This window comes from Geodermatophilus sp. SYSU D00700 (assembly GCF_054050255.1).
On record NZ_JBJGZA010000012.1, the window covers coordinates 1 to 18,296 of the forward strand.

At 75.8% G+C, this 18,296-nt stretch carries 21 protein-coding genes and 1 pseudogene; 7 read left to right on the plus strand and 15 right to left on the minus strand.

What is annotated here, in order from left to right; genetic code table 11:
* Positions 1-109 precede the first annotated feature (109 nt).
* The 3 genes and pseudogenes from ACI79V_RS11160 to ACI79V_RS11170 form a co-directional block, all read right to left on the minus strand.
* Positions 110-514 (minus strand): helix-turn-helix domain-containing protein, encoded by a 405-nt coding sequence (locus ACI79V_RS11160; protein ID WP_456889401.1) that lies wholly within the window; start codon positions 512-514, stop codon positions 110-112.
* 10 nt (positions 515-524) lie between these two features.
* Positions 525-875, minus strand: a pseudogene (locus ACI79V_RS11165) (helix-turn-helix domain-containing protein); the annotation flags it as partial.
* 9 nt (positions 876-884) lie between these two features.
* A complete protein-coding gene (locus tag ACI79V_RS11170; protein WP_456889206.1) occupies positions 885-1,016 on the minus strand; it encodes a hypothetical protein in 132 nt (43 codons plus the stop codon).
* Between the two features lie 94 nt (positions 1,017-1,110).
* Here ACI79V_RS11170 and ACI79V_RS11175 point away from each other — a divergent pair, with 94 nt between their 5' ends.
* Together ACI79V_RS11175 and ACI79V_RS11180 are read left to right on the plus strand one after the other, a co-directional pair.
* The gene (locus ACI79V_RS11175; RefSeq protein WP_456889208.1) at positions 1,111-1,959 is read left to right on the plus strand and encodes an NmrA family NAD(P)-binding protein; all 849 of its coding nucleotides are present in this window, start codon (positions 1,111-1,113) and stop codon (positions 1,957-1,959) included.
* A gap of 32 nt (positions 1,960-1,991) precedes the next feature.
* A complete protein-coding gene (locus ACI79V_RS11180) occupies positions 1,992-3,341 on the plus strand; it encodes a hypothetical protein (RefSeq protein WP_456889210.1) in 1,350 nt (449 codons plus the stop codon).
* Between the two features lie 15 nt (positions 3,342-3,356).
* Here the strand turns inward: ACI79V_RS11180 and ACI79V_RS11185 are convergent, their stop codons facing one another.
* The 4 genes from ACI79V_RS11185 to ACI79V_RS11200 are packed head-to-tail and all read right to left on the minus strand — an operon-like array spanning position 3,357 to position 6,989.
* Positions 3,357-4,112 (minus strand): succinate dehydrogenase/fumarate reductase iron-sulfur subunit, encoded by a 756-nt coding sequence (locus ACI79V_RS11185; protein ID WP_456874115.1) that lies wholly within the window; start codon positions 4,110-4,112, stop codon positions 3,357-3,359.
* Positions 4,109-5,911, minus strand: coding sequence for a fumarate reductase/succinate dehydrogenase flavoprotein subunit (locus ACI79V_RS11190; RefSeq protein ID WP_456889212.1), 1,803 nt, complete (start codon positions 5,909-5,911; stop codon positions 4,109-4,111). The genes ACI79V_RS11185 and ACI79V_RS11190 overlap by 4 nt, the downstream gene beginning before the upstream one ends.
* A complete protein-coding gene (locus ACI79V_RS11195; RefSeq protein ID WP_456874113.1) occupies positions 5,911-6,741 on the minus strand; it encodes a hypothetical protein in 831 nt (276 codons plus the stop codon). Before ACI79V_RS11195 ends, ACI79V_RS11190 begins: the two co-directional genes overlap by 1 nt.
* Positions 6,738-6,989 carry a hypothetical protein gene (locus ACI79V_RS11200; RefSeq protein WP_456874112.1) on the minus strand — a complete coding sequence of 84 codons (252 nt, stop codon included), beginning with the start codon at positions 6,987-6,989 and terminating at the stop codon, positions 6,738-6,740. Before ACI79V_RS11200 ends, ACI79V_RS11195 begins: the two co-directional genes overlap by 4 nt.
* A gap of 216 nt (positions 6,990-7,205) precedes the next feature.
* On the opposite strand from ACI79V_RS11200, the gene ACI79V_RS11205 reads away from it, so the two are divergent.
* Entirely contained in the window at positions 7,206-7,427 is a 222-nt protein-coding gene (locus ACI79V_RS11205) for a hypothetical protein (RefSeq protein ID WP_456889214.1), read from the plus strand.
* 82 nt (positions 7,428-7,509) lie between these two features.
* Complete coding sequence (locus ACI79V_RS11210) at positions 7,510-8,271, plus strand: dihydrodipicolinate synthase family protein (protein WP_456889215.1); 762 nt, start codon at positions 7,510-7,512, stop codon at positions 8,269-8,271.
* A 6-nt stretch (positions 8,272-8,277) separates the two neighbouring features.
* On the opposite strand, the gene ACI79V_RS11215 is transcribed toward ACI79V_RS11210, so the two are convergent.
* The gene (locus ACI79V_RS11215; RefSeq protein WP_456889217.1) at positions 8,278-9,996 is read right to left on the minus strand and encodes a dihydroxy-acid dehydratase; all 1,719 of its coding nucleotides are present in this window, start codon (positions 9,994-9,996) and stop codon (positions 8,278-8,280) included.
* Between the two features lie 29 nt (positions 9,997-10,025).
* Between ACI79V_RS11215 and ACI79V_RS11220 the strand changes: the two genes are divergently transcribed.
* Positions 10,026-11,060: a zinc-dependent alcohol dehydrogenase gene (locus ACI79V_RS11220; RefSeq protein ID WP_456889221.1), complete on the plus strand. Its 1,035-nt coding sequence runs from the start codon at positions 10,026-10,028 to the stop codon at positions 11,058-11,060.
* A gap of 325 nt (positions 11,061-11,385) precedes the next feature.
* Here the strand turns inward: ACI79V_RS11220 and ACI79V_RS11225 are convergent, their stop codons facing one another.
* Together ACI79V_RS11225 and ACI79V_RS11230 are read right to left on the minus strand one after the other, a co-directional pair.
* Complete coding sequence (locus ACI79V_RS11225; protein ID WP_456889222.1) at positions 11,386-11,955, minus strand: hypothetical protein; 570 nt, start codon at positions 11,953-11,955, stop codon at positions 11,386-11,388.
* A 52-nt stretch (positions 11,956-12,007) separates the two neighbouring features.
* Positions 12,008-12,589, minus strand: a complete 582-nt coding sequence (locus ACI79V_RS11230; RefSeq protein WP_456889224.1) for a helix-turn-helix domain-containing protein — start codon at positions 12,587-12,589, stop codon at positions 12,008-12,010.
* Positions 12,590-12,648: 59 nt separating this feature from the next.
* On the opposite strand from ACI79V_RS11230, the gene ACI79V_RS11235 reads away from it, so the two are divergent.
* Complete coding sequence (locus tag ACI79V_RS11235; RefSeq protein ID WP_456889225.1) at positions 12,649-14,247, plus strand: FAD-dependent oxidoreductase; 1,599 nt, start codon at positions 12,649-12,651, stop codon at positions 14,245-14,247.
* Here the strand turns inward: ACI79V_RS11235 and ACI79V_RS11240 are convergent.
* A complete protein-coding gene (locus ACI79V_RS11240) occupies positions 14,217-15,005 on the minus strand; it encodes an esterase/lipase family protein (RefSeq protein WP_456889227.1) in 789 nt (262 codons plus the stop codon). The two genes, ACI79V_RS11235 and ACI79V_RS11240, sit on opposite strands and share 31 nt — an antisense overlap.
* Positions 15,006-15,246: 241 nt before the next feature.
* On the opposite strand from ACI79V_RS11240, the gene ACI79V_RS11245 reads away from it, so the two are divergent.
* The gene (locus ACI79V_RS11245) at positions 15,247-15,510 is read left to right on the plus strand and encodes a hypothetical protein (protein ID WP_456889229.1); all 264 of its coding nucleotides are present in this window, start codon (positions 15,247-15,249) and stop codon (positions 15,508-15,510) included.
* An 83-nt stretch (positions 15,511-15,593) separates the two neighbouring features.
* Here ACI79V_RS11245 and ACI79V_RS11250 read toward each other — a convergent pair whose 3' ends face one another.
* The 4 genes from ACI79V_RS11250 to ACI79V_RS11265 are packed head-to-tail and all read right to left on the minus strand — an operon-like array spanning position 15,594 to position 18,260.
* Positions 15,594-15,884: a phosphatase RsbU N-terminal domain-containing protein gene (locus ACI79V_RS11250; RefSeq protein WP_456889230.1), complete on the minus strand. Its 291-nt coding sequence runs from the start codon at positions 15,882-15,884 to the stop codon at positions 15,594-15,596.
* Positions 15,881-16,285 (minus strand): STAS domain-containing protein, encoded by a 405-nt coding sequence (locus ACI79V_RS11255; RefSeq protein ID WP_456889232.1) that lies wholly within the window; start codon positions 16,283-16,285, stop codon positions 15,881-15,883. Before ACI79V_RS11255 ends, ACI79V_RS11250 begins: the two co-directional genes overlap by 4 nt.
* Positions 16,282-17,184 (minus strand): STAS domain-containing protein, encoded by a 903-nt coding sequence (locus tag ACI79V_RS11260; protein ID WP_456889234.1) that lies wholly within the window; start codon positions 17,182-17,184, stop codon positions 16,282-16,284. The genes ACI79V_RS11255 and ACI79V_RS11260 overlap by 4 nt, the downstream gene beginning before the upstream one ends.
* Positions 17,181-18,260 (minus strand): sigma-70 family RNA polymerase sigma factor, encoded by a 1,080-nt coding sequence (locus tag ACI79V_RS11265; protein WP_456889236.1) that lies wholly within the window; start codon positions 18,258-18,260, stop codon positions 17,181-17,183. The genes ACI79V_RS11260 and ACI79V_RS11265 overlap by 4 nt, the downstream gene beginning before the upstream one ends.
* Between the last annotated feature and the right edge of the window lie 36 nt (positions 18,261-18,296).

Below are 18,296 nucleotides of genomic sequence, written 5' to 3' on the forward strand. Positions count from 1 at the left end.
CCCCCCCCCCCCCCCCCCCCCCCCCCCCCCCCCCCCCCCCCCCCCCCGCCCCCCCCCCCCCCCCCCCCCCCCCCCCCCCCCCGCGGGGGTGATTCGGCCGGGGCGGTGGTCAGCCGCTGATCCGCTTGTAGGGGTCCGGCGGCGCGGCGCCGCCGGCCACGATCGCCGCCGACCAGGCGTCCAGCTGCCGGGTCAGCTCCGGCAGGTCGGACCCGATGGCGGCGAGGACCGGTTCCATCGCGGCCTCGGTCCGCGCCTCGACGTCGTCGCGCAGCCGCCGTCCCTCCTCGGTGAGCCGGTCGTCGGCGACCAGCCCGCGCCCCTGCAGGTCGGCGTCGGCCTCGGCCATCGCCTCCGCCGACCAGCCGCGCGTCCCGGCGTAGGCAGTGTGTTCCCAGCCGACCCAGTACTCGGTGAGCAGGTTCATCTCGACCGCGGTGAGCCCGGCGGCCAGGTTGGCTGCCTGGTGGGTGTCGCCGCGGAACTCCCGCAGCAGCGTCGCCGCGTGCCACAGCTGCCCGAGCGGGGTCGGCGGGCCAGGGCAGCGAGAGCTGGCCGGCGAACAGCGGGCGGCCCACGACGTGCGGGGCGGCCGCCTCGGTGCCGCGGCGCAGGGCGGCGAGCGCCCCGGCGACGTCGGCGCCGGGCAGCAGCTCGCGCAGCGACTCCACCACGCCCTCCTCCCGGGCCGCGAGCACGGCGGCGCGGCCGGCGGTAGCCCGCGCCTGCTCGTACCAGCCGGTGAGGACGCCGGGCTCGAAGACGCCGAAGGCGGCGACGGCCACCGGGGCGGCCGGCTCGCCCATCGGGGCGGCGCGGCCCCAGACGTAGCCGGTGAGGAAGTCCAGGCCCAGCGCGGCGAGCCGGCCGTTCACCGGCCTGCCTCACCAGCTGATGGTCGCGATCGGCTCGGCGGCATCGCGCAGCCGCCGGCCGGGGGTGTCGGGGATCCCCGTGGTGGGGCGCTCTGTCTCGAGCGGGGTGAGGAACAGCTGCTGCGCCTGCGCGTAGTCCACCCGGGCATGGTGCGCGCGGGACGCCGTCGCGGGAAGGCCGCACCGGACGCGGTGGTTGTCGGGCGCATCCGGCCCCGACCCGTCAGGAGCTCCCATGACCCTCGCCGTCACCGGCTCGACCGGGCAGCTGGGCGGGCGGGTCGCCCGCCGGCTCGCCGACGCCGGCGTCGCCCAGCGGCTGCTGGTCCGCGATCCCGACCGCGCGCCGCGGCTGCCCGGCGCGACCGCCGTCCGCGCGCCCTACGCCGACGGCGACGCGGTCCGCGCCGCGCTCGAGGGCGCCTCGACGGTGCTCATGGTGTCGGCGTCGGAGACCCCTGACCGGGTCGACCAGCACCGCAGCTTCGTCGACGCCGCCGTCGCCGCCGGGGTGGCCCACCTGGTCTACGTCTCCTTCCTCGGCGCGGCGCCGGACGCCACCTTCACCCTCGCCCGCGACCACTGGGCCACCGAGGAGCACGTGCGCGGCCACGGCCTGACCGCCACGTTCCTGCGCGACTCCCTCTACGCCGACTTCACCCCCCGGCTGGTGGGGGAGGACGGTGTCGTCCGCGGCCCGGCCGGGGACGGGCGGGTGGCGGTGGTGGCCCAGGACGACGTCGCCGACGTCGCGGCGGCCGTGCTGCGCGACCCGGCCGCGCACGCCGGCGCGACGTACGACCTCACCGGCCCGGAGGCGCTCACCCTGACCGAGGTGGCCGGGGTGCTCACCGCCGTCACGGGCCGGCCGGTCCGGTACCACGCCGAGACGGTCGAGGAGGCCTACGCCTCGCGCGCCTCCTACGGGGCGCCGGACTGGCAGGTCGAGGCGTGGGTGTCCACCTACACCGCGGTCGCGGCGGGCGAGCTGGCCGCCGTCAGCAGCGCCGTCCCCGACCTGCTCGGTCGCCCGGCGACGACGCTCGAGCAGGTGCTGCGCGGACCGGCGGTCCCCGCCGGGTGAGTCGAGCGCGGGCGCGCGGGTAGACGACGCCCGTGCGCCTGCCCGGTCCCTCGGACCTCCTCGACCTGCCCTGGACGCTCGCCGACTCCGTCCGCAGCCTCAGCGCGGCCCTGCCGCGCGCCGAGACGCTGCTGCCGGTGGCCGACGACGTCCTCCGCCGCGCCCGCGCGCTGCTCGACGGCGCCGCGCCCGCGGTGGCCCGCGCGGCCGCGGTCGGGCCCGAGGCCGTGGAGGCGGCCGCCGGGGTGGTGCAGCGCCTGGCCGCGACGCTGACCCCCGAGCGGATCGCGACCCTGGGCGCGGTCGTCGACCGACTGGGCGCCGCCCTGGCACCCGACCGCGTCGAGGCGCTGACCCGCACGGTGGACACTCTCCGCGCCCGGGCCGACGTCGTGCCGCGCGCCCTCGACGCCGTCGACGGCCTGCTGTCCTCGGGGCGGCTGGACCGGCTCGCCGACGGGCTCGACCGGCTCCTGGCGGCCGACCTGCTGCCCCGGCTGGACCGGGCGCTGGACCTGGTGGGCGACGAGCGCCTGCAGCGGGCGCTGGACCTCCTGGCCGACGGGCGCACCGAGCGGGCGCTCGAGCTGGCCGCCGACGACCGGGTCGGGGTGGCCCTCCACCTGGCCGCCGACCCGCGCGTCGGTCGGCTGCTCGACCTGGTCGCCGACGACCGGATCGGCCGGGCTCTCGACCTCGCCACGGACGCCCGGACCGGGCGGGCCCTCGACGTCGTCACCGACGACCGGGTGGACCGGACGCTGGCCATCCTGACCGGCGACCGGGTGGAGCAGGCCCTGGAGCTGGCGGCCGACGATCGGGTCCGGGCGCTGCTCGACCTCGCCGCCGACGAGCGGGCGCGCCGGCTGCTCGGCCGGCTCGACCGGTTGCTGTCCGACCAGCACCTCGACGACGCCGAGGAACTGCTCGACGGCGGTCAGGCGGCAGCGGCCCTCGACCTGCTCGCCCGGCTCGACCGCGAGCTGACCGACGACGCGGTCCGCGCCCTCCGCACGCTGCTCGACCGCACGCCGGCCCTGCTCACCGACGACCGGACCGCGGCGCTGGCCGCGCTCGCCGACCAGGTGCCGCGCCTGCTCCGCGGGCTGAAGTCCGGGCACCTGCCGAGCGTCACCGACCTCGGGCGGGTGCCGACGGACCTGCACGCCCTGCTCGAGCTCCTCGACGACCTCCACCAGGTGGTGTCGGGGCTGCCCGGCGCCGGCCGCGCCCGCGACCGCGGCGACGACCCGCACCCGCAGGTCGAGGACCCCCGGCCGCCCGACGACGACCCGGCGCCGTCCGGGGACGCGCCGCCGGCCGTCGTGGACCCGGTCGAGGACGTCCGGCCGGTGGCCGTGGCGCCGCAGCCGGGGGCCTGACCGCGGCGCCCGGGATCAGTCCCGCGGTCGCCGGCCGATCCGGGAGCCGAGCCAGGTGATCGGGTCGAACCGGCGGTCGACCACACGCTCCTTGAGCGGGATGATCCCGTTGTCGGTCAGGTGGATGCCTTCCGGGCACACCTCGGTGCAGCACTTGGTGATGTTGCAGTAGCCGAGGCCGAACTCCTCCTGCGCGGCGTTCCTGCGGTCGGTGGTGTCCAGCGGGTGCATGTCCAGCTCGGCCAGCCGGATGAGGAACCGCGGGCCGGCGAAGGCGCGCTTGTTCTCCTCGTGGTCGCGGATGACGTGGCAGGTGTTCTGGCAGAGGTAGCACTCGATGCACTTGCGGAACTCCTGCGAGCGCTCGACGTCGACCTGCTGCATCCGGTGGGTGCCGTCGGCCTCGCGCGGGCGCGGGGCGAACGCCGGGATCTGCGCGGCCTTCTCGTAGTTGTAGGAGACGTCGGTGACCAGGTCGCGGACCACCGGGAAGGTCCGCATCGGCGTGACCGTCACCGTCTCGTCCTCGGCGAACGTGCTCATCCGCGTCATGCACATGAGCCGGGGCCGCCCGTTGATCTCCGCGCTGCACGAGCCGCACTTGCCGGCCTTGCAGTTCCACCGGACGGCGAGGTCGCCGGCCTGGGTGGACTGCAGCCGGTGGATGACGTCGAGGACGACCTCACCCTCGTTGACCGGCACGGTGAACGTCTGCAGGTCGCCCCCGGTGGCGTCCCCGCGCCACACCCGGAACGTCGCGTCGTAGGTCACGCCGAGCCCTCCTCGAAGATCTCGGCGAGCTCCCGCGGCATCTGGGGGAGCGGTTGCCGGGTCAGCGCGACGCCGCTGTCGGGACCGAGCGCGCAGACGAGGTTCGTCCGCGCCCACTCGGCGTCGGTGGCGGGGAAGTCGTCACGGGTGTGCCCGCCGCGGCTCTCCTGCCTCGCCAGCGCCGCCCGGGCGATGCACTCGCTGACCAGCAGCATGTGCGGCAGGTCCAGCGCGAGGTGCCAGCCGGGGTTGTACTGCCGGTGGCCCTCGACCGATAGCCTCGCGACCCGCTCCTTGAGCGCGGCGATCCGCTCCAGCGCCTGCTCCATCTCCGGTGCCGTCCGGATGATCCCGACCAGGTCGTGCATCGTCTGCTGCAGGTCGTGCTGCACGGTGTAGGGGTTCTCACCGCCCTCCCGCTCGAAGGGGGCCAGGGCCGCGCGGGCGGCGTCGGCGAGCGCGTCGTCGGCGAGCAGCCCGCGGGTGTGCTCGCGCTTGGCGGCGTGCTCGGCCGCGGCCAGCCCGGCCCGCCGGCCGAAGACGAGCAGGTCCGACAGCGAGTTGCCGCCCAGCCGGTTGGACCCGTGCATGCCCCCGGCCACCTCGCCCGCGGCGAACAGGCCGGGCACGCGCGCCGCCTCGGTGTCCGGCTCGACCTCCACCCCGCCCATCACGTAGTGGCAGGTGGGGCCCACCTCCATCGGCTCGGCGGTGATGTCGACCTCGGCCAGCTCCTTGAACTGGTGGTACATCGACGGCAGCCGCTTGCGGATGTACTCCGCCGACCGGCGAGAGGCGATGTCGAGGAAGACGCCGCCGTGTGGGGTCCCCCGGCCGGCCTTGACCTCGCTGTTGATCGCCCGGGCGACCTCGTCGCGGGGCAGCAGCTCCGGCGGCCGCCGGTTGTTCTTCTTGTCGTCGTACCAGCGGTCGGCCTCGTCCTCGGTCTCCGCGGTCTCCTTGCGGAAGAAGTCGGGGATGTAGTCGAACATGAAGCGGTTGCCCGCCGAGTTCCGCAGGACGCCGCCGTCGCCGCGCACGCTCTCGGTGACGAGGATGCCGCGCACCGACGGCGGCCAGACCATCCCGGTCGGGTGGAACTGGACGAACTCCATGTTGACCAGCGTCGCGCCGGCCTGGAGCGCGAGGGAGTGGCCGTCGCCGGTGTACTCCCACGAGTTCGAGGTGACCTTGTAGGACTTGCCGATCCCGCCCGTGGCCAGCACCACCGACGGCGCCTGCCAGGCCACGAAGCGCCCGGACTCCCGCCAGTAGCCGAACGCGCCGGTGATGCCGTCGTCGTCGGTGAGCAGCCGGGTGACCGTGCACTCCATGTAGACGTCGATGCCGAGGGCGACCGTGCGCTGCTGCAGGGTGCGGATCAGCTCGAGCCCGGTGCGGTCGCCGACGTGGGCCAGCCGCGCGTAGCGGTGGCCGCCGAAGTCGCGCTGGCTGATCAGCCCGTCGGCCGTCCGGTCGAACAGCGCACCCCAGTCCTCGAGCTCGCGGACCCGGTCGGGGGCCTCCTGCGCGTGCAGCTGGGCCATGCGCCAGTGGTTGAGCATCTTCCCGCCGCGCATGGTGTCGCGGAAGTGCACCCGCCAGTTGTCCTCGGGGTAGAGGTTGGCCATCGCCGCGGCGATACCGCCCTCGGCCATCACCGTGTGCGCCTTGCCCAGCAGGGACTTGCAGACGACGGCGGTGCGCGCCCCGCTCTCGTGGGCCTCGATCGCGGCCCGCAGACCCGCGCCTCCCGCCCCGACGACGACGACGTCGTACTCGTGCTTCTCGAGCTCCATCAGAAGAACCTCGGGTCGGAGATCGTGCCGGTGGCCAGGAGGAAGACGTAGAAGTCGGCGAACGCGACGGTGAACAGCGAGATCCAGGCGTACTGCATGTGCTTGCCGTTGAGCCGGGAGACCAGCGTCCAGGCCCGGTAGCGCAGCGGGTGCCTCGAGAAGGAGTTCAGCCGGCCGCCGACGATGTGCCGGCAGGAGTGGCAGGAGACCGAGTACAGGAAGAGCATCACCGCGTTGACCAGCAGGATGAGCGTGCCGAGCCCCATGTGGCCCCACTCGCCGGTCTCGTCCCGGAACCCGCGGAACGCCTCGTAGAAGAGGATCACGTTGAACAGCAGCGCCGCGTACAGGAAGTACCGGTGCACGTTCTGCCCGATGAGCGGGAGCCGGGTCTCGCCGGTGTAGCGGCGGTGCGGCTCGGCCACCGCGCAGGCCGGCGGGGACAGCCAGAACGAGCGGTAGTAGGCCTTCCGGTAGTAGTAACAGGTCAGCCGGATCCCCAGGGGCAGCACGAGGATGTAGATGGCGGGGGAGATCCAGGCCGGGCCGGTGAAGAACTCGGGGAAGCTGTCGCCCTCGCACCGGGTGGTGATGCACGGCGAGTAGAACGGCGAGATGTAGGGCGAGGCGTAGTAGTAGGCGTTCTGGAAGGCGCGGAACGTCGAGTAGGCGATGAACAGCAGCAGCACGACGACGGTGACCAGCGGCTGGACCCACCACCGGTCGGTGCGCAGGGTGCGCGCCGCGATCGTCGCCCGCCGCGGCGCCGGGCCCCCGTCGCCGCGTCCCGCCGACACCGCCCCGGACCCGCGGGGCGCGGTGGTGGTCACCGGCGCGTGCGGCCGGACCCGCCCAGGCCCTCGTCGTCCCCGTCGCCGTACACGATCGCGAACGGCTCGTACGTCCCGCGCGGCCGGGCGCCGCACAGCAGGTCGAGGTCGTCACGCAGCCGGGCGACGTCGACCCGCAGCCGGCGCGAGTCCAGGGTGTCGCCGAAGTGCCTCGTGACGAGGGCGCACGCCCGTTCCAGGGCGTCGACCGCCCCGCGTGCCGCCGTCACGTCCTGCTCCAGGGACATCGCTGCCTCCAGATCGCTCTGACGCCGCCGGGAGGGCGGGGCCGCAGTCCACCACGGACCCGCGCACCGGGGAAAGGGCTGCGCCGGTGGTTCCGCGACCGGCCGGTCTCCCCGCGCGGCGGGGACCCCGAGGTGTCGGCGGCGCCGGGGACGGGCAACCCCCGGGACGTCCCGACAGCTCCGCGCCGGCACCGCCGGGGAACCGGAGGACCAGCCGTGCAGCGAGACCCACGACCGGGCGAGGACGACGTCGACCGCGACGACGCGCAGGCGCTGTCGCGGGCCACCGGCGACGGCGGCGGGGGCGGGCCGGACGCGGACACGACGACGGGGACCGGCACCACCGGCACCTTCGTCGGACGCGTGTCCGGCCAGGACGTCGGCTACGCGGAGGAGACCGGCGCCGAACGGCGGGCGGCCGCCCAGCAGGACGACTGACCGCCGCCCGCCGGTCCGTGCACTTGCGCCGAAGTGCACGGATCGAGACCAGTTCGGCCGACCGTAGGAGCAGGATGCGGGCATGCCCCTGTTCACCGGCGTCGGCGTCGCCCTGGTCACCCTCTTCCGCGAGGACGGGGCGCTGGACGCGCCGGCCACCGCCGACCTGGCGGCGCAGCTGACCGGCCTGGGTGTGCGGTGCGTGCTCGTCGCCGGGACGACGGGGGAGGCGGCCGCCCTGACCGCCGAGGAGCGGGACGTGCTCGTCGGCGCGGTGCGGTCGGCGGTGCCGGCGGAGGTGCCCGTGCTCGCCGGCACCGGCGCGCCCACCGGCCGGCAGGCGGCGGAGCTCACCGGGCGCGCCTTCGCCGCGGGTGCGGACGCCGTGCTGGTGCTCTCGCCGGCCGGCGTCCCCGACCCGCGGCCGTACTACGCAGCGGTCGCGGAGGCGGCCAGCGGGCCGCTGCTGGCCTACCACTTCCCGGGAGCCTCCGCGCCCGGGATCCCCGTCGACCTGCTGCCCGACCTGCCGGTGTCCGGGCTCAAGGACTCCTCCGGGGACGCCGGCCGGCTGCTGCTCGAGCGCGACGTCCTCGCCGGCGACCTCTTCACGGGCGCGGCGACCCTGGTCGGCCTGTGCACCGCGATCGGAGCGGCCGGCGCGCTGGTGGCGGCCGCCAACCTCGCCCCCGAGGAGTGCACCGCGGCCGCCGGCGGCGACTGGGAGGCGCAGGTCCGGCTCGCCGCCCTCGACCGCGGGGCGTCGGCCGACTTCCCGGCGGGCTACAAGCGGGCGGCCGCGGAGCGCTTCGGCACCTCGGTGGTCACCCGGGTGGGCGGCTGAGCGCGCTCAGTGGGACTCCCGGCCCACCGCCGACCCGCTCGAGCCGACGAGGAAGTCCAGGTCCGCGCCGGTGTCGGCCTGCAGCACGTGGTCGACGTAGAGCCGCTCCCAGCCGCGCCGGGGGGCGGCGAACCCGGCGACGGTCGCCTCGGCCGGCCGGCGCCGCGCCAGTTCGCCGTCCGGGACCTCGACGTCGATCCGCCGGGCCGCGACGTCGAGCGCGATGACGTCGCCGGTGCGCACGAGGGCCAGCGGGCCGCCGGCGGCCGCCTCCGGGGCGACGTGCAGGACGACGGTGCCGTAGGCGGTGCCGCTCATCCGGCCGTCGCACACCCGCACCACGTCGCGCACCCCCTGCTCCAGCAGCTTCCGCGGGAGCGGCATGTTCGAGACCTCGGGCATGCCGGGGTAGCCCCTCGGGCCGCAGCCGCGCAGGACGAGCACGGAGTCGGCGTCGACGTCGAGGTCGGGGTCGTCGACGCGGGAGTGGAAGTCCTCGATGGAGTCGAAGACCACGGCCCGGCCGCGGTGCCGCATCAGGTGCGGCGAGGCGGCGGCCGGCTTGATGACGGCGCCGGAGGGCGCGAGGTTCCCGCGCAGGACGGCGATGCCCCCGTGCTCGAGCAGCGGCTCCCCGCGGGGCCGGATCACCTGCGGGTCCCAGATCGCGGCGCCGTCGAGGGCGTCGACCAGCGGCGTTCCGGTGACGGTGAGCGCGGTCGGGTCGAGCAGGTCGCGGACCTGGCCCAGCACGGCGAGCAGGCCGCCGGCGCGGTGGAGGTCCTCCATGAGGAACCGCCCGGCCGGCAGCAGGTCGACCAGCACCGGCACGCCCGAGCCGATGCGGTCGAAGTCGTCGAGGGTCAGGTCGATCCCCAGCCGGCCGGCGATGGCCAGCAGGTGGACGACGGCGTTGGTCGACCCGCCGATGGCGGCCAGCGCCACGATGGCGTTGGCGAAGGAGGCCTTCGTCAGGAACGTCGAGGGCCGGCGGTCGGCGGCCACCATCTCCACCGCCAGCCGGCCGGTCCCGTGCGCGGCCTCCAGCAGGCGGCTGTCCGCGGCGGGGGTGCCGGCGACCCCGGGGACGACGGTGCCCAGCGCCTCGGCGACGAGCGCCATGGTCGAGGCGGTGCCCATCGTGTTGCAGTGCCCGCGGCTGCGGATCATCGCCGACTCCGACCGGGCGAACTCCTCCGCCGACAACGTGCCCGCGCGCACCTCCTCGGAGAGCCGGAAGACGTCGGTGCCGCAGCCCAGTGGCACCCCGCGGAAGGTGCCGGTCAGCATCGGCCCGCCGGGGACGACGACGGCGGGCAGGTCCACCGAGGCCGCGGCCATGAGCAGCGACGGAATCGTCTTGTCGCACCCGCCGAGCAGCACGAGCCCGTCGACGGGGTTGGCGCGGAAGGCCTCCTCCATCTGCATCGCGGCGAGGTTGCGCCAGAGCATCGCCGTGGGGCGGACCTGGGTCTCGCCCAGCCCGAACACCGGCAGCTCCAGCGGGGTGCCGCCGGCGGCGTGGACGCCGTCGCGCACGGCGGCCGCGACCTCGGAGAGGTGGCGGTTGCACGGCACGAGGTCGGAGGCGGTGTTCGCGATGGCGATCTGCGGGCGGCCGAACGCGTCGTCCGGGACGCCGCGGCGCATCCACGCCCGGTGGATGTAGGCGGAGCGGAGGTCCCCGGAGTACCACTGCGCGCTGCGGAGGGTCACGGCCGCCATCCTCACCGCGTGCTGGGACGGTGGTCCAGGTGAGCGCACCGACCATGCGGGCCTTCGTGCTGACCGGGCCGGGCGAGGGGGCGGTGCAGGAGGTCCCCGTCCCGGTCGCTGCGCCCGGCGAGGTGGTCGTCGAGGTGGACCGGGCCGGCGTCTGCGGCACCGACGTCGAGCTGTTCACCGGCGAGCTGTCCTACCTGCACACCGGGCACTCCTCCTACCCCGTGCGACCCGGCCACGAGTGGTGCGGCCGGGTCACCGCGGTGGGCGACGCGGTCGACCCGGCCTGGCTGGGCCGGCGGGTCACGGGGGACACGATGCTCGGCGACCGGGTCTGCCGCCGGTGCCGGCGGGGGCAGCAGCAGGTGTGCGAGGACCGGCAGGAGGTGGGCATCCGAGGCGACCGCCCCGGTGCGCTGGCCGAGCAGCTCGCCGTCCCTGCGGAGTCGCTGCACGAGCTGCCCGACTCCGTCGACGCGGCGCTCGGCGCGCTCGTCGAGCCGGGGGGCAACGCCTGGCGGGCGGCGCAGGCCGCCGCGGTCGCCTCCGGCGACCGCGCGCTGGTGATCGGGCCCGGGACGATCGGCCTGCTGACGGCGATGTTCCTCCGTGCGGCGGGCGCCGAGGTGCACCTGCTCGGTATCACCCACTCCTCGCTCGAGTTCGCCCGCGGTCTCGGCTTCCCCGGTGCCTGGACCCGCGACACGCTCCCGGACCTGCCGTTCGACGCCGTCGTCGACGCCTCGACCGCCCCCGGGTCCCCGGCGCTGGCCGTGGACCTGGTCGAGCCCGCCGGGCGCGTCGTGTGCATCGGCCTCGCCGGCACGCCGAGCACCGTCGACACCCGCACGCTGGTGCTCGGGGACGTCACGGCGGTCGGGATCCTCTCGGCGTCCCCCGGCCTGGCCCCCACGATCGCCGCCTATCGGAGCGGGGAGGTCGACCCCCGGCCGCTGGTCGCTGCCACCGTGGGCCTCGATCAGGTGGGCGCGGTGCTCGCGGGCGGCCGCCCTCCGGGCAGCGGCGCCGGGCCCAAGGTCCACGTCGACCCGCGGCTGCCCGCCTGAGCGGCGCGCCCCAGCCCGCTGATCCGTGCACGTCCGCGGATGTGCACGGGGCACTTCCGCGGAAGTGCACGGGGGTCAGACCCGCAGTCGCGTGCACTGCCCGGCGCATCGGGTCGTGTTCGCTCACCGCGGCGCGTCCTCCCTCACCGCGGCGCGTCCTCCCTCACCGCGGCGCGTCCTCCCTCACCGCGGCGCGTCCTCCCTCACCGCGGCGCGTCCTCCCTCACCGCAGGGCGTCCTCCCTCACCGCAGTGCGTCCTCCCTCGTGGTGGGCGGTCGGGTAGGACGCCCGACGATCAGGTCACCTGATCGTGGCCACCGCCCCTCACTCGCGGGCGCGCTGCCCCTCGATCGCCTCGAGCACCGTCTTGCGTCCCTTGCCGAGTTCGCGCTCCGCCTGCTCGGCGCGGTCGAGCTGCGACTCGCCGGACATCCGGGCCACCCGTTCCCGCGCCTCCGTCGCGTTCGCATCGACCAGCTCGGCGGCCTTGCGGGCCTCCTTCGCCGCGTCGGTGTTGGCCACGTGCTGCTCGGTGGACCCCCGCTTCCTCGTGTCGGTGGCCCGCTTCTCCTCGTCGGAGAGCAGCTCCCACGCCGCGTCGGGCAGGTACCGCTTCGTCCCGTCCGAGCCGCGCGCCCGGTCGCCGCCGTCGGCGGTGTGCCAGTCCTGCGCGCCCCACTCCTGCAGGTGCCGCTGCGACTCGGTGCGCTCGCCCTCGTGCCGGTAGCCGCCGCCGGCCTTCTCGTACTCGGTGGTGAGCAGCTGGCTCTTGCGGGCGCTCCACTGGCCGGGCCGACCGCCCCGGTCGCCGGCCTTGATCTCCTCCTTGAGCCGCGCGCGCAGCTCCGGGTCGGTGTAGTCCTCGGCGTAGTCCTCGGCCGACTTCCCGCTCATGCCGACGGTGGTACCCCATCCGGCCGTACCTCACCCGGTGGAGCACCACCGGTCAGCGGCGGGCGGGGGAGGCGCGCACGTGGATGCGCTCCCCCTGCGGGCCGAAGAGGGCGAGCACCTCGGCCGGCCGGTCGTCGGGGTTCCCCAGCCGATGCGGGGTGCGGGTGTCGAACTCGGCCACCTCGCCGGGGGTCAGGGTCACGTCGGCATCGCCGAGCAGCAGCCGCAGCCGCCCGGACAGGACGTAGAGCCACTCCCAGCCCTCGTGCGAGCGCAGCTCGCCGGGCTCCCTGCCCCAGCCCGGCGGCAGCACCATCTTGTAGGCCTGCAGCCCGCCCGGGCGCCGGGTGAGTGGCAGGAAGGTGGCGCCGTGCCGGGTGATCGGCCGCAGCCGCACCCGCGGGTCGCCGGTCTCGGGGGCGTCGACGAGCTCGTCGAGCGGCACCTGGTGGGCGCGGGCCAGCGGCAGCAGCAGCTCCAGCGTGGGGCGGCGCTGCCCGGACTCCAGCCGGGACAGCGTCGACACCGAGATGCCGGTGTCCTCCGACAGCTGGGTGAGGGTGGCGCCCCGCCGGCGCCGCAGCTCACGCAGCCGCGGGCCGACGGCGTCGAGGACGGCATCCAGGTCGGTCACGTTGCCAGTATGGCAAAGGAACTTGCCTTCCTGGCAGGTCGAGGCGCACCGTCGTCGGCATGGACGAGACGTACGACGTGGTGGTCATCGGCGGGGGTGCGGCCGGCCTCTCCGGTGCCCTCGCCCTGGGACGGGCGCGCCGCTCGGTGGCGGTGGTCGACGACGGGACGCCGCGCAACGCGCCGGCGCACGAGATGCACAACTACCTGGGCCGCGACGGGACCCCGCCCGGCGACCTGCTCGCGGCCGGCCGGGTCGAGGTCGCCGGCTACGGCGGCGTGCTGGTCGAGGGCACGGTCACCGCGGCCGGCGGGTCGGCCGGCGCCTTCACCGTGGAGCTGGCCGGCGACCGGGTGCTGCGCGCGCGCCGGCTGCTGGTCACCACCGGCCTGACCGACGAGCTGCCGGAGGTCCCCGGCGTGCGCGAGCTGTGGGGCACCGACGTCCTGCACTGCCCGTACTGCCACGGCTGGGAGGTGCGCGACCAGCCCGTCGGCGTGGTCGCCACCGGCCCGATGTCGCTGCACCAGGCCCAGCTGTGGCGGCAGTGGAGCGCCGACCTCGTCTTCTTCCTGCACACCGCGCCGGAGCCGGACGACGCCACCGCCGAGGCCCTCGCCGCCCGCGGCATCCGGGTGGTGCGCGGCGAGGTCGCGGCCCTGGAGACCGACGGCGGCCGGCTGACCGGCGTGCGCCTGGCGACCGGGGAGGTCGTGCCGCGCAGCGCCGTCGTCGTCGCCCCGGTGTTCACCGCCCGCTCGGCCGTGCTGACCGGGCTGGGGCTGGAGGCGCAGCCGTTCCGCATGGGCGAGACGGTCGTCGGGTCGCACGTGCCGGTCGACGCGCGCGGGGCCACCGCGGTGCCCGGCGTGTGGGCGGCCGGCAACGTCGCCGACCCCGGCGCCCAGGTCGTCGGTGCCGCGGCCGCGGGGCTGATGGCCGCCGCCGCGCTCAACGCCGACCTCGTCGCCGAGGACACCCGGGCCGCGGTGGAGGTGGTCCGGGCGATGAGCGACCCGGAGTTCGGCGAGCAGTGGTGGGAGGAGCGCTACCGCTCGCACGGGCACGGCGTCTGGAGCGGCCGGGTCAACGACGTGCTGGCCACCGAGGCCGCCGACCTGCCGCCCGGGAGGGCGCTGGACGCCGGGGCCGGCGAGGGCGGGGACGCCGTCTGGCTGGCCCGCCGCGGCTGGGAGGTCACCGCGCTCGACCTCTCCCGCACCGCGCTGGACCGGGCCGCCGCGGCCGCCGCTAAGGCGGGCGTCGCGCTGGAGACCCGCCACGCCGACGTCACCGCATGGGAGCCGGGGGAGGAGCGCTGGGACCTGGTGACCGCGTCGTTCCTGCACTTCCCGCCCGGCACCCGCGACACCGTGCTGCGGCGGCTGGCCGCGGCGGTCGCCCCCGGCGGCACGCTGCTGGTCACCATGCACGACGGCAGCGACTCCTCCCGGGGCATCCAGCGGCCGGGACTGCCGGACTGGTACGCCACCGGCGAGCAGCTGGCCGCGGTCCTCGACGCCGGCGACTGGGAGGTGCAGGTGGCCGAGGCGCGGCCGCGCGAGGCCCGCGGCCACGAGCACGGGTCGGTCCACGCCGCGGACGCGGTCCTGCGGGCCCGGCGGCGTCAGCCGGTGACGTCGTCCTCGCTCGTGTAGAGCAGCCGCAGCCGCGCGGGCGGGGTGAACGGCCGCCAGCCGTCGCGGGTCTGGGCGAGGCGGTCGGCCACCAGCCACAGCACCGCCGGGTCGTGACCCATCCCCAGGTGGCTGGCGTGCACGCCGACGTTCTCCGCGCGCGGGCCGGGCGTCTGCCGGCAGGCCCGCCAGTCGACGACGCCGTCCCACCGCGAGTAGACGGCGGTGCTCGGCACGGGCAGGCCGCCGGCGAGCCCGCCCCGCCCGCGCGGCACCGCGTGCAGGTGCCGGTAGCGGGCGTAGGCGCGGGCGCCGGGGCTGTCGTCGGCGGGGCGGCCGGACATCCCGAACGGCGAGCCGAGGCTGACCACCTGGCGCACCAGGTGCGGGACCCGCAGTGCCAGCCGGCGGGCGTAGATGCCGCCGAGGCTCTGCCCGACGATGCTCACCGGCCCGCCGTGTCGCTCGGCGAGCCGCTCCACCAGCCGGGGTAGCTCGTCGGTGATCTCCTTGGTCGGACCGCGGTTGCGGCCCAGTTCCCAGCCGACCACCGGGTAACCCAGCCCGCGCACCCAGCGGCGGAGGGTGACCGTGGAGACGTCGGAGGCCAGCAGCCCGGGCAGCACCAGGACGCCGTGTGCCTCACCGCGCGGGGCGCCGCGCAGCAGGGGGTAGGCGAGGGCGAGCGCACCGGCGCTGGCGGCGGCGCGCACCGGCTCGGTGGCGGCCAGCAGCGTGCGGCGGCGTCCGGCGGTCCGGGGGTCCGGGGGTCCGGTCACGGGCTCTCCTCCGCAGGCGGCGGTTGCTGTCCGGGTGCCCATACCCGCCCGGACGCCTCCGGACCGTCGCCATGACGTGGCCCCGGTCGCGTTCTCGAGCCTCTTCCGGCTCCGGCCCGCGTCATGCCGGCGGGCCGGCGGGGTCTTCATGCGTGCACGGCCCCCGCGGTGACGACGCCGCACCGGGCCACACACGGAGGAGACGCCGATACCCAGCACGCTCAAGCGTTCCGCCGTCTGCGTGGTCGCCAGTGCCGCCCTCGTCACCGGCAGCGCCGGGATCGCCGGCGCCCAGCCGGTCCAGGACGGCCTCGTCAACGTGGCCGTCGGCGACATCACCATCCTCGAGGACGTCAACGTGGCCGTGGCCGCCCAGGTCGCGGCGCAGGTCTGCGGGCTCACGGTCGGGCTGGTGGCCGTGCTCGGCCGGGCCGTGGACCGCAGTGGCGAGATCACCACCGTCTGCGAGGCGCCGTTCGGGGACGTCGTCTTCGAGCAGGCCTGACCGAGCCGGCGCGGACACCCGTCCGCGCCTCATGAGCCCCCGGCCGGGAGCGAAGCCCCCCGACCCGGCCGGGGGCCCTCTCCTCACCGCGGGCGCAGCAGCGCCCGCTGGGCCATGTCCGACGTCGCCAGCACCTCGCAGAGGAACTCCGACGCGGCGGCGGCGACGTCGGGCAGCTCGCCCGCGGGCGTCTCCCGGAGCACCTCGAGCAGTACCTCGTGGTGCACCCGAGCGACCTCGAGGATCCCCAACCCCCCGGTGACCGCGGCCCGGCCGAGTTCGTAGCCGCGGTTGAGCGAGGCTTCGCTGCGGCGGGCGAGGTGGGCCAGGAAGCCGACGCGGTAGTCGCGGGCGAACCCCTCGACGCCGGTCACACGGCACCACCCCGCGGGGCCGTCAGCGGACGGCGGGCGCCGACGACCCGGTCGAGGAAGGCCAGTCCCTCCTCGAGATCGAGGGCGGTGTGCAGCGGCCCGGTGTCCATGCCCAGCGCCACCATGGCGAAGGCCACGTCCGGCTGGATGCCCACCACCACGGTCACCGCGCCGCGCAGCCTGGCGACCTCGCCGATCGTGCGCAGGGTCCGGGTCCCGAAGGAGTCCAGGACGTCGAGCGCGGCGACGTCGATGACGACTCCCCGTGCCCGGTCGCGGCCGATGCGCTCGACCAGGTCGTCCTGGAACGCGGTCATCTGCGTGTCGTCGAGGGCGGTGTGGATCGACGCGATCAGGTAGGACCCCTGCCGCAGGATCGAGACCAGCCGGGGCCCGGTCACGGGACCGCCGTCCCGTCGTCCCTGCCGCCGCTGTAGCCGAGGAGGCGCTCGGCCTCCTCGAGGCCGCCCTGCAGGTCGCCGATGGTGTCCATCTTGCTGAGGTCCACCCCGATGGTGACCAGGGTCTGGGCGATCTTCGGTGAGAGGCCGGTGATGATGACGCTGGCGCCCATGAGCCGGGAGGCGTCGACGGTCTGCACGAGGTGGTTGGCCACCGACTCGTCGACCTCGGGGACCCCGGTGATGTCGATGACCACCACCCGCGCGCGGTGGGTGCGGATGCCGGTGAGCAGCTGCTCGGTGAGCTGGCGGGCCCGTTCGCTGTCCAGGACGCCGATGATCGGCAGGATGAGCAGCCGCTCGCGCACCGGCAGGACCGGGGTGGACAGCTCGCGCAGCGCGTCCTGCTGCTGCCGGATGACCCGCTCGCGCTCCTCGACGAAGCTGACCGCGACGGTGTTGGCGATGCGGTTGGCGGCCGGCTCGTAGGCGTCGAGCACCCGGTTGAGCAGGCCGAAGTCGCGCTGGTACTTCTCGAAGAGCGACCGGGCGAGCACGTCGCGCAGCAGCAGCACGATGCCGACGACCTCGTGGGTCTCCACGCCGCGCGGGATGATCCGCTCCGAGAGGTCGCGGGCGTAGCGCCGCAGCGCCTCGACGCTGCCGGTCTCGAGCACCTCGACGTAGTTGTCGTAGACCGACGTCGTCTCGGCCGCCATCTCCTGCGGGGTCATCGCGTGCAGCAGGCCGGCCTGCTGGATGCGCTCGGCCCACTCGTGGCGCAGCCGGGTGCGGTGCTCGCGCAGGTGCGCGACGAGCTGGGGGAGCAGCTGGTCCTCGCCGGGGCCCTCGGCCGTGGCCGTGGCCGTGGCCGGAGCTGTTCCCTCGATGCTGCTCATCGCTCACCACACCATCTCGTCATCGTCACCGTCGTACCCCGCCCCACCTCGGAGGCGATCGCGAACTCGTCCATCAGCCGCCGGGCGCCGGGCAGCCCCAGGCCCAGGCCGGCGTAGGTGCTGTAGCCGTCCTGCAGCGCCCGCTCGACGTCGGGGATGCCGGGACCGGCGTCACGGGCGGTCACCTGCACGCCCTTGCGCGGCTCGTCGAGGACCTCGACGACGACCTCGCCCGAACCCGCGAACTTGACGATGTTGCGGGTCACCTCGGAGACCGCCGTGGCGATGAGCGTCAGGTCGGTGGGCGAGAAGCAGCCGAGCCGGCCGGCCATGGCGCGGGCGGCCTGCCGGGCGGCCACGACGTCGGCGTCGCCCTCGATCGGGATGCGGACCTCGTCGTCGCGCTGCGGCGCCCGCTCGAGCAGCGGCCGGCTGAGCCCTGCGCAGACGTCGCACTCGAGCAGGTGCCGCCCGGCGTCGACCTCGCGCTGCCGGCGGCGGTCACCGCTGGAGAGGGCGAACAGGACCGGGCGGCAGCGCTCGGTCGGCGGCTCGGTGCGGTCGCGGGCGAGCAGGTACTCCACCCGCAGCCGGGCCCGCGCGCGGTGCAGCTGCGCGGCGACGGCTCCGGCGGTCGAGCCGAGCTCGGTGGCCAGCGCCCGGGTGTCCCGGCCCGACACCTCGTGCTCGAGGAGCGCCTGCCGGTCGCGCTCGGAGAGCCGGGTCAGCGCCTCGGCGACCGCCGTCCGCTCCTCCGCGGCGAGCAGCTCGCCCTCGGGTGGGTCGGGCGCCCGGAGGTCGACCACGCGGTGCTGGTTGCGCCGCTGCCGGTCCTGCTCCCGCCAGGAGGTGGCGACGACGTTGCGCGCCGTGGCGATGGCGTAGGGCTCGAGCATGCCGGGCTCGACGCGGCCGGAGGCGGCGAGCACGCGGACGAGGGTCTCCTGGACCAGGTCCTCGGCGGCGGTGGCGTCGGCGACGCGGGCCGCCACGATGCGCCGGACCATGGGGATGAGCGAGGCCACGGCATCGGAGCCGCCCAACGGCGACGCACCGACGGACTCCGCGGCCCCCACCCGCGGGACGCTACCGCCGGACGGCCGTCCCGGCGC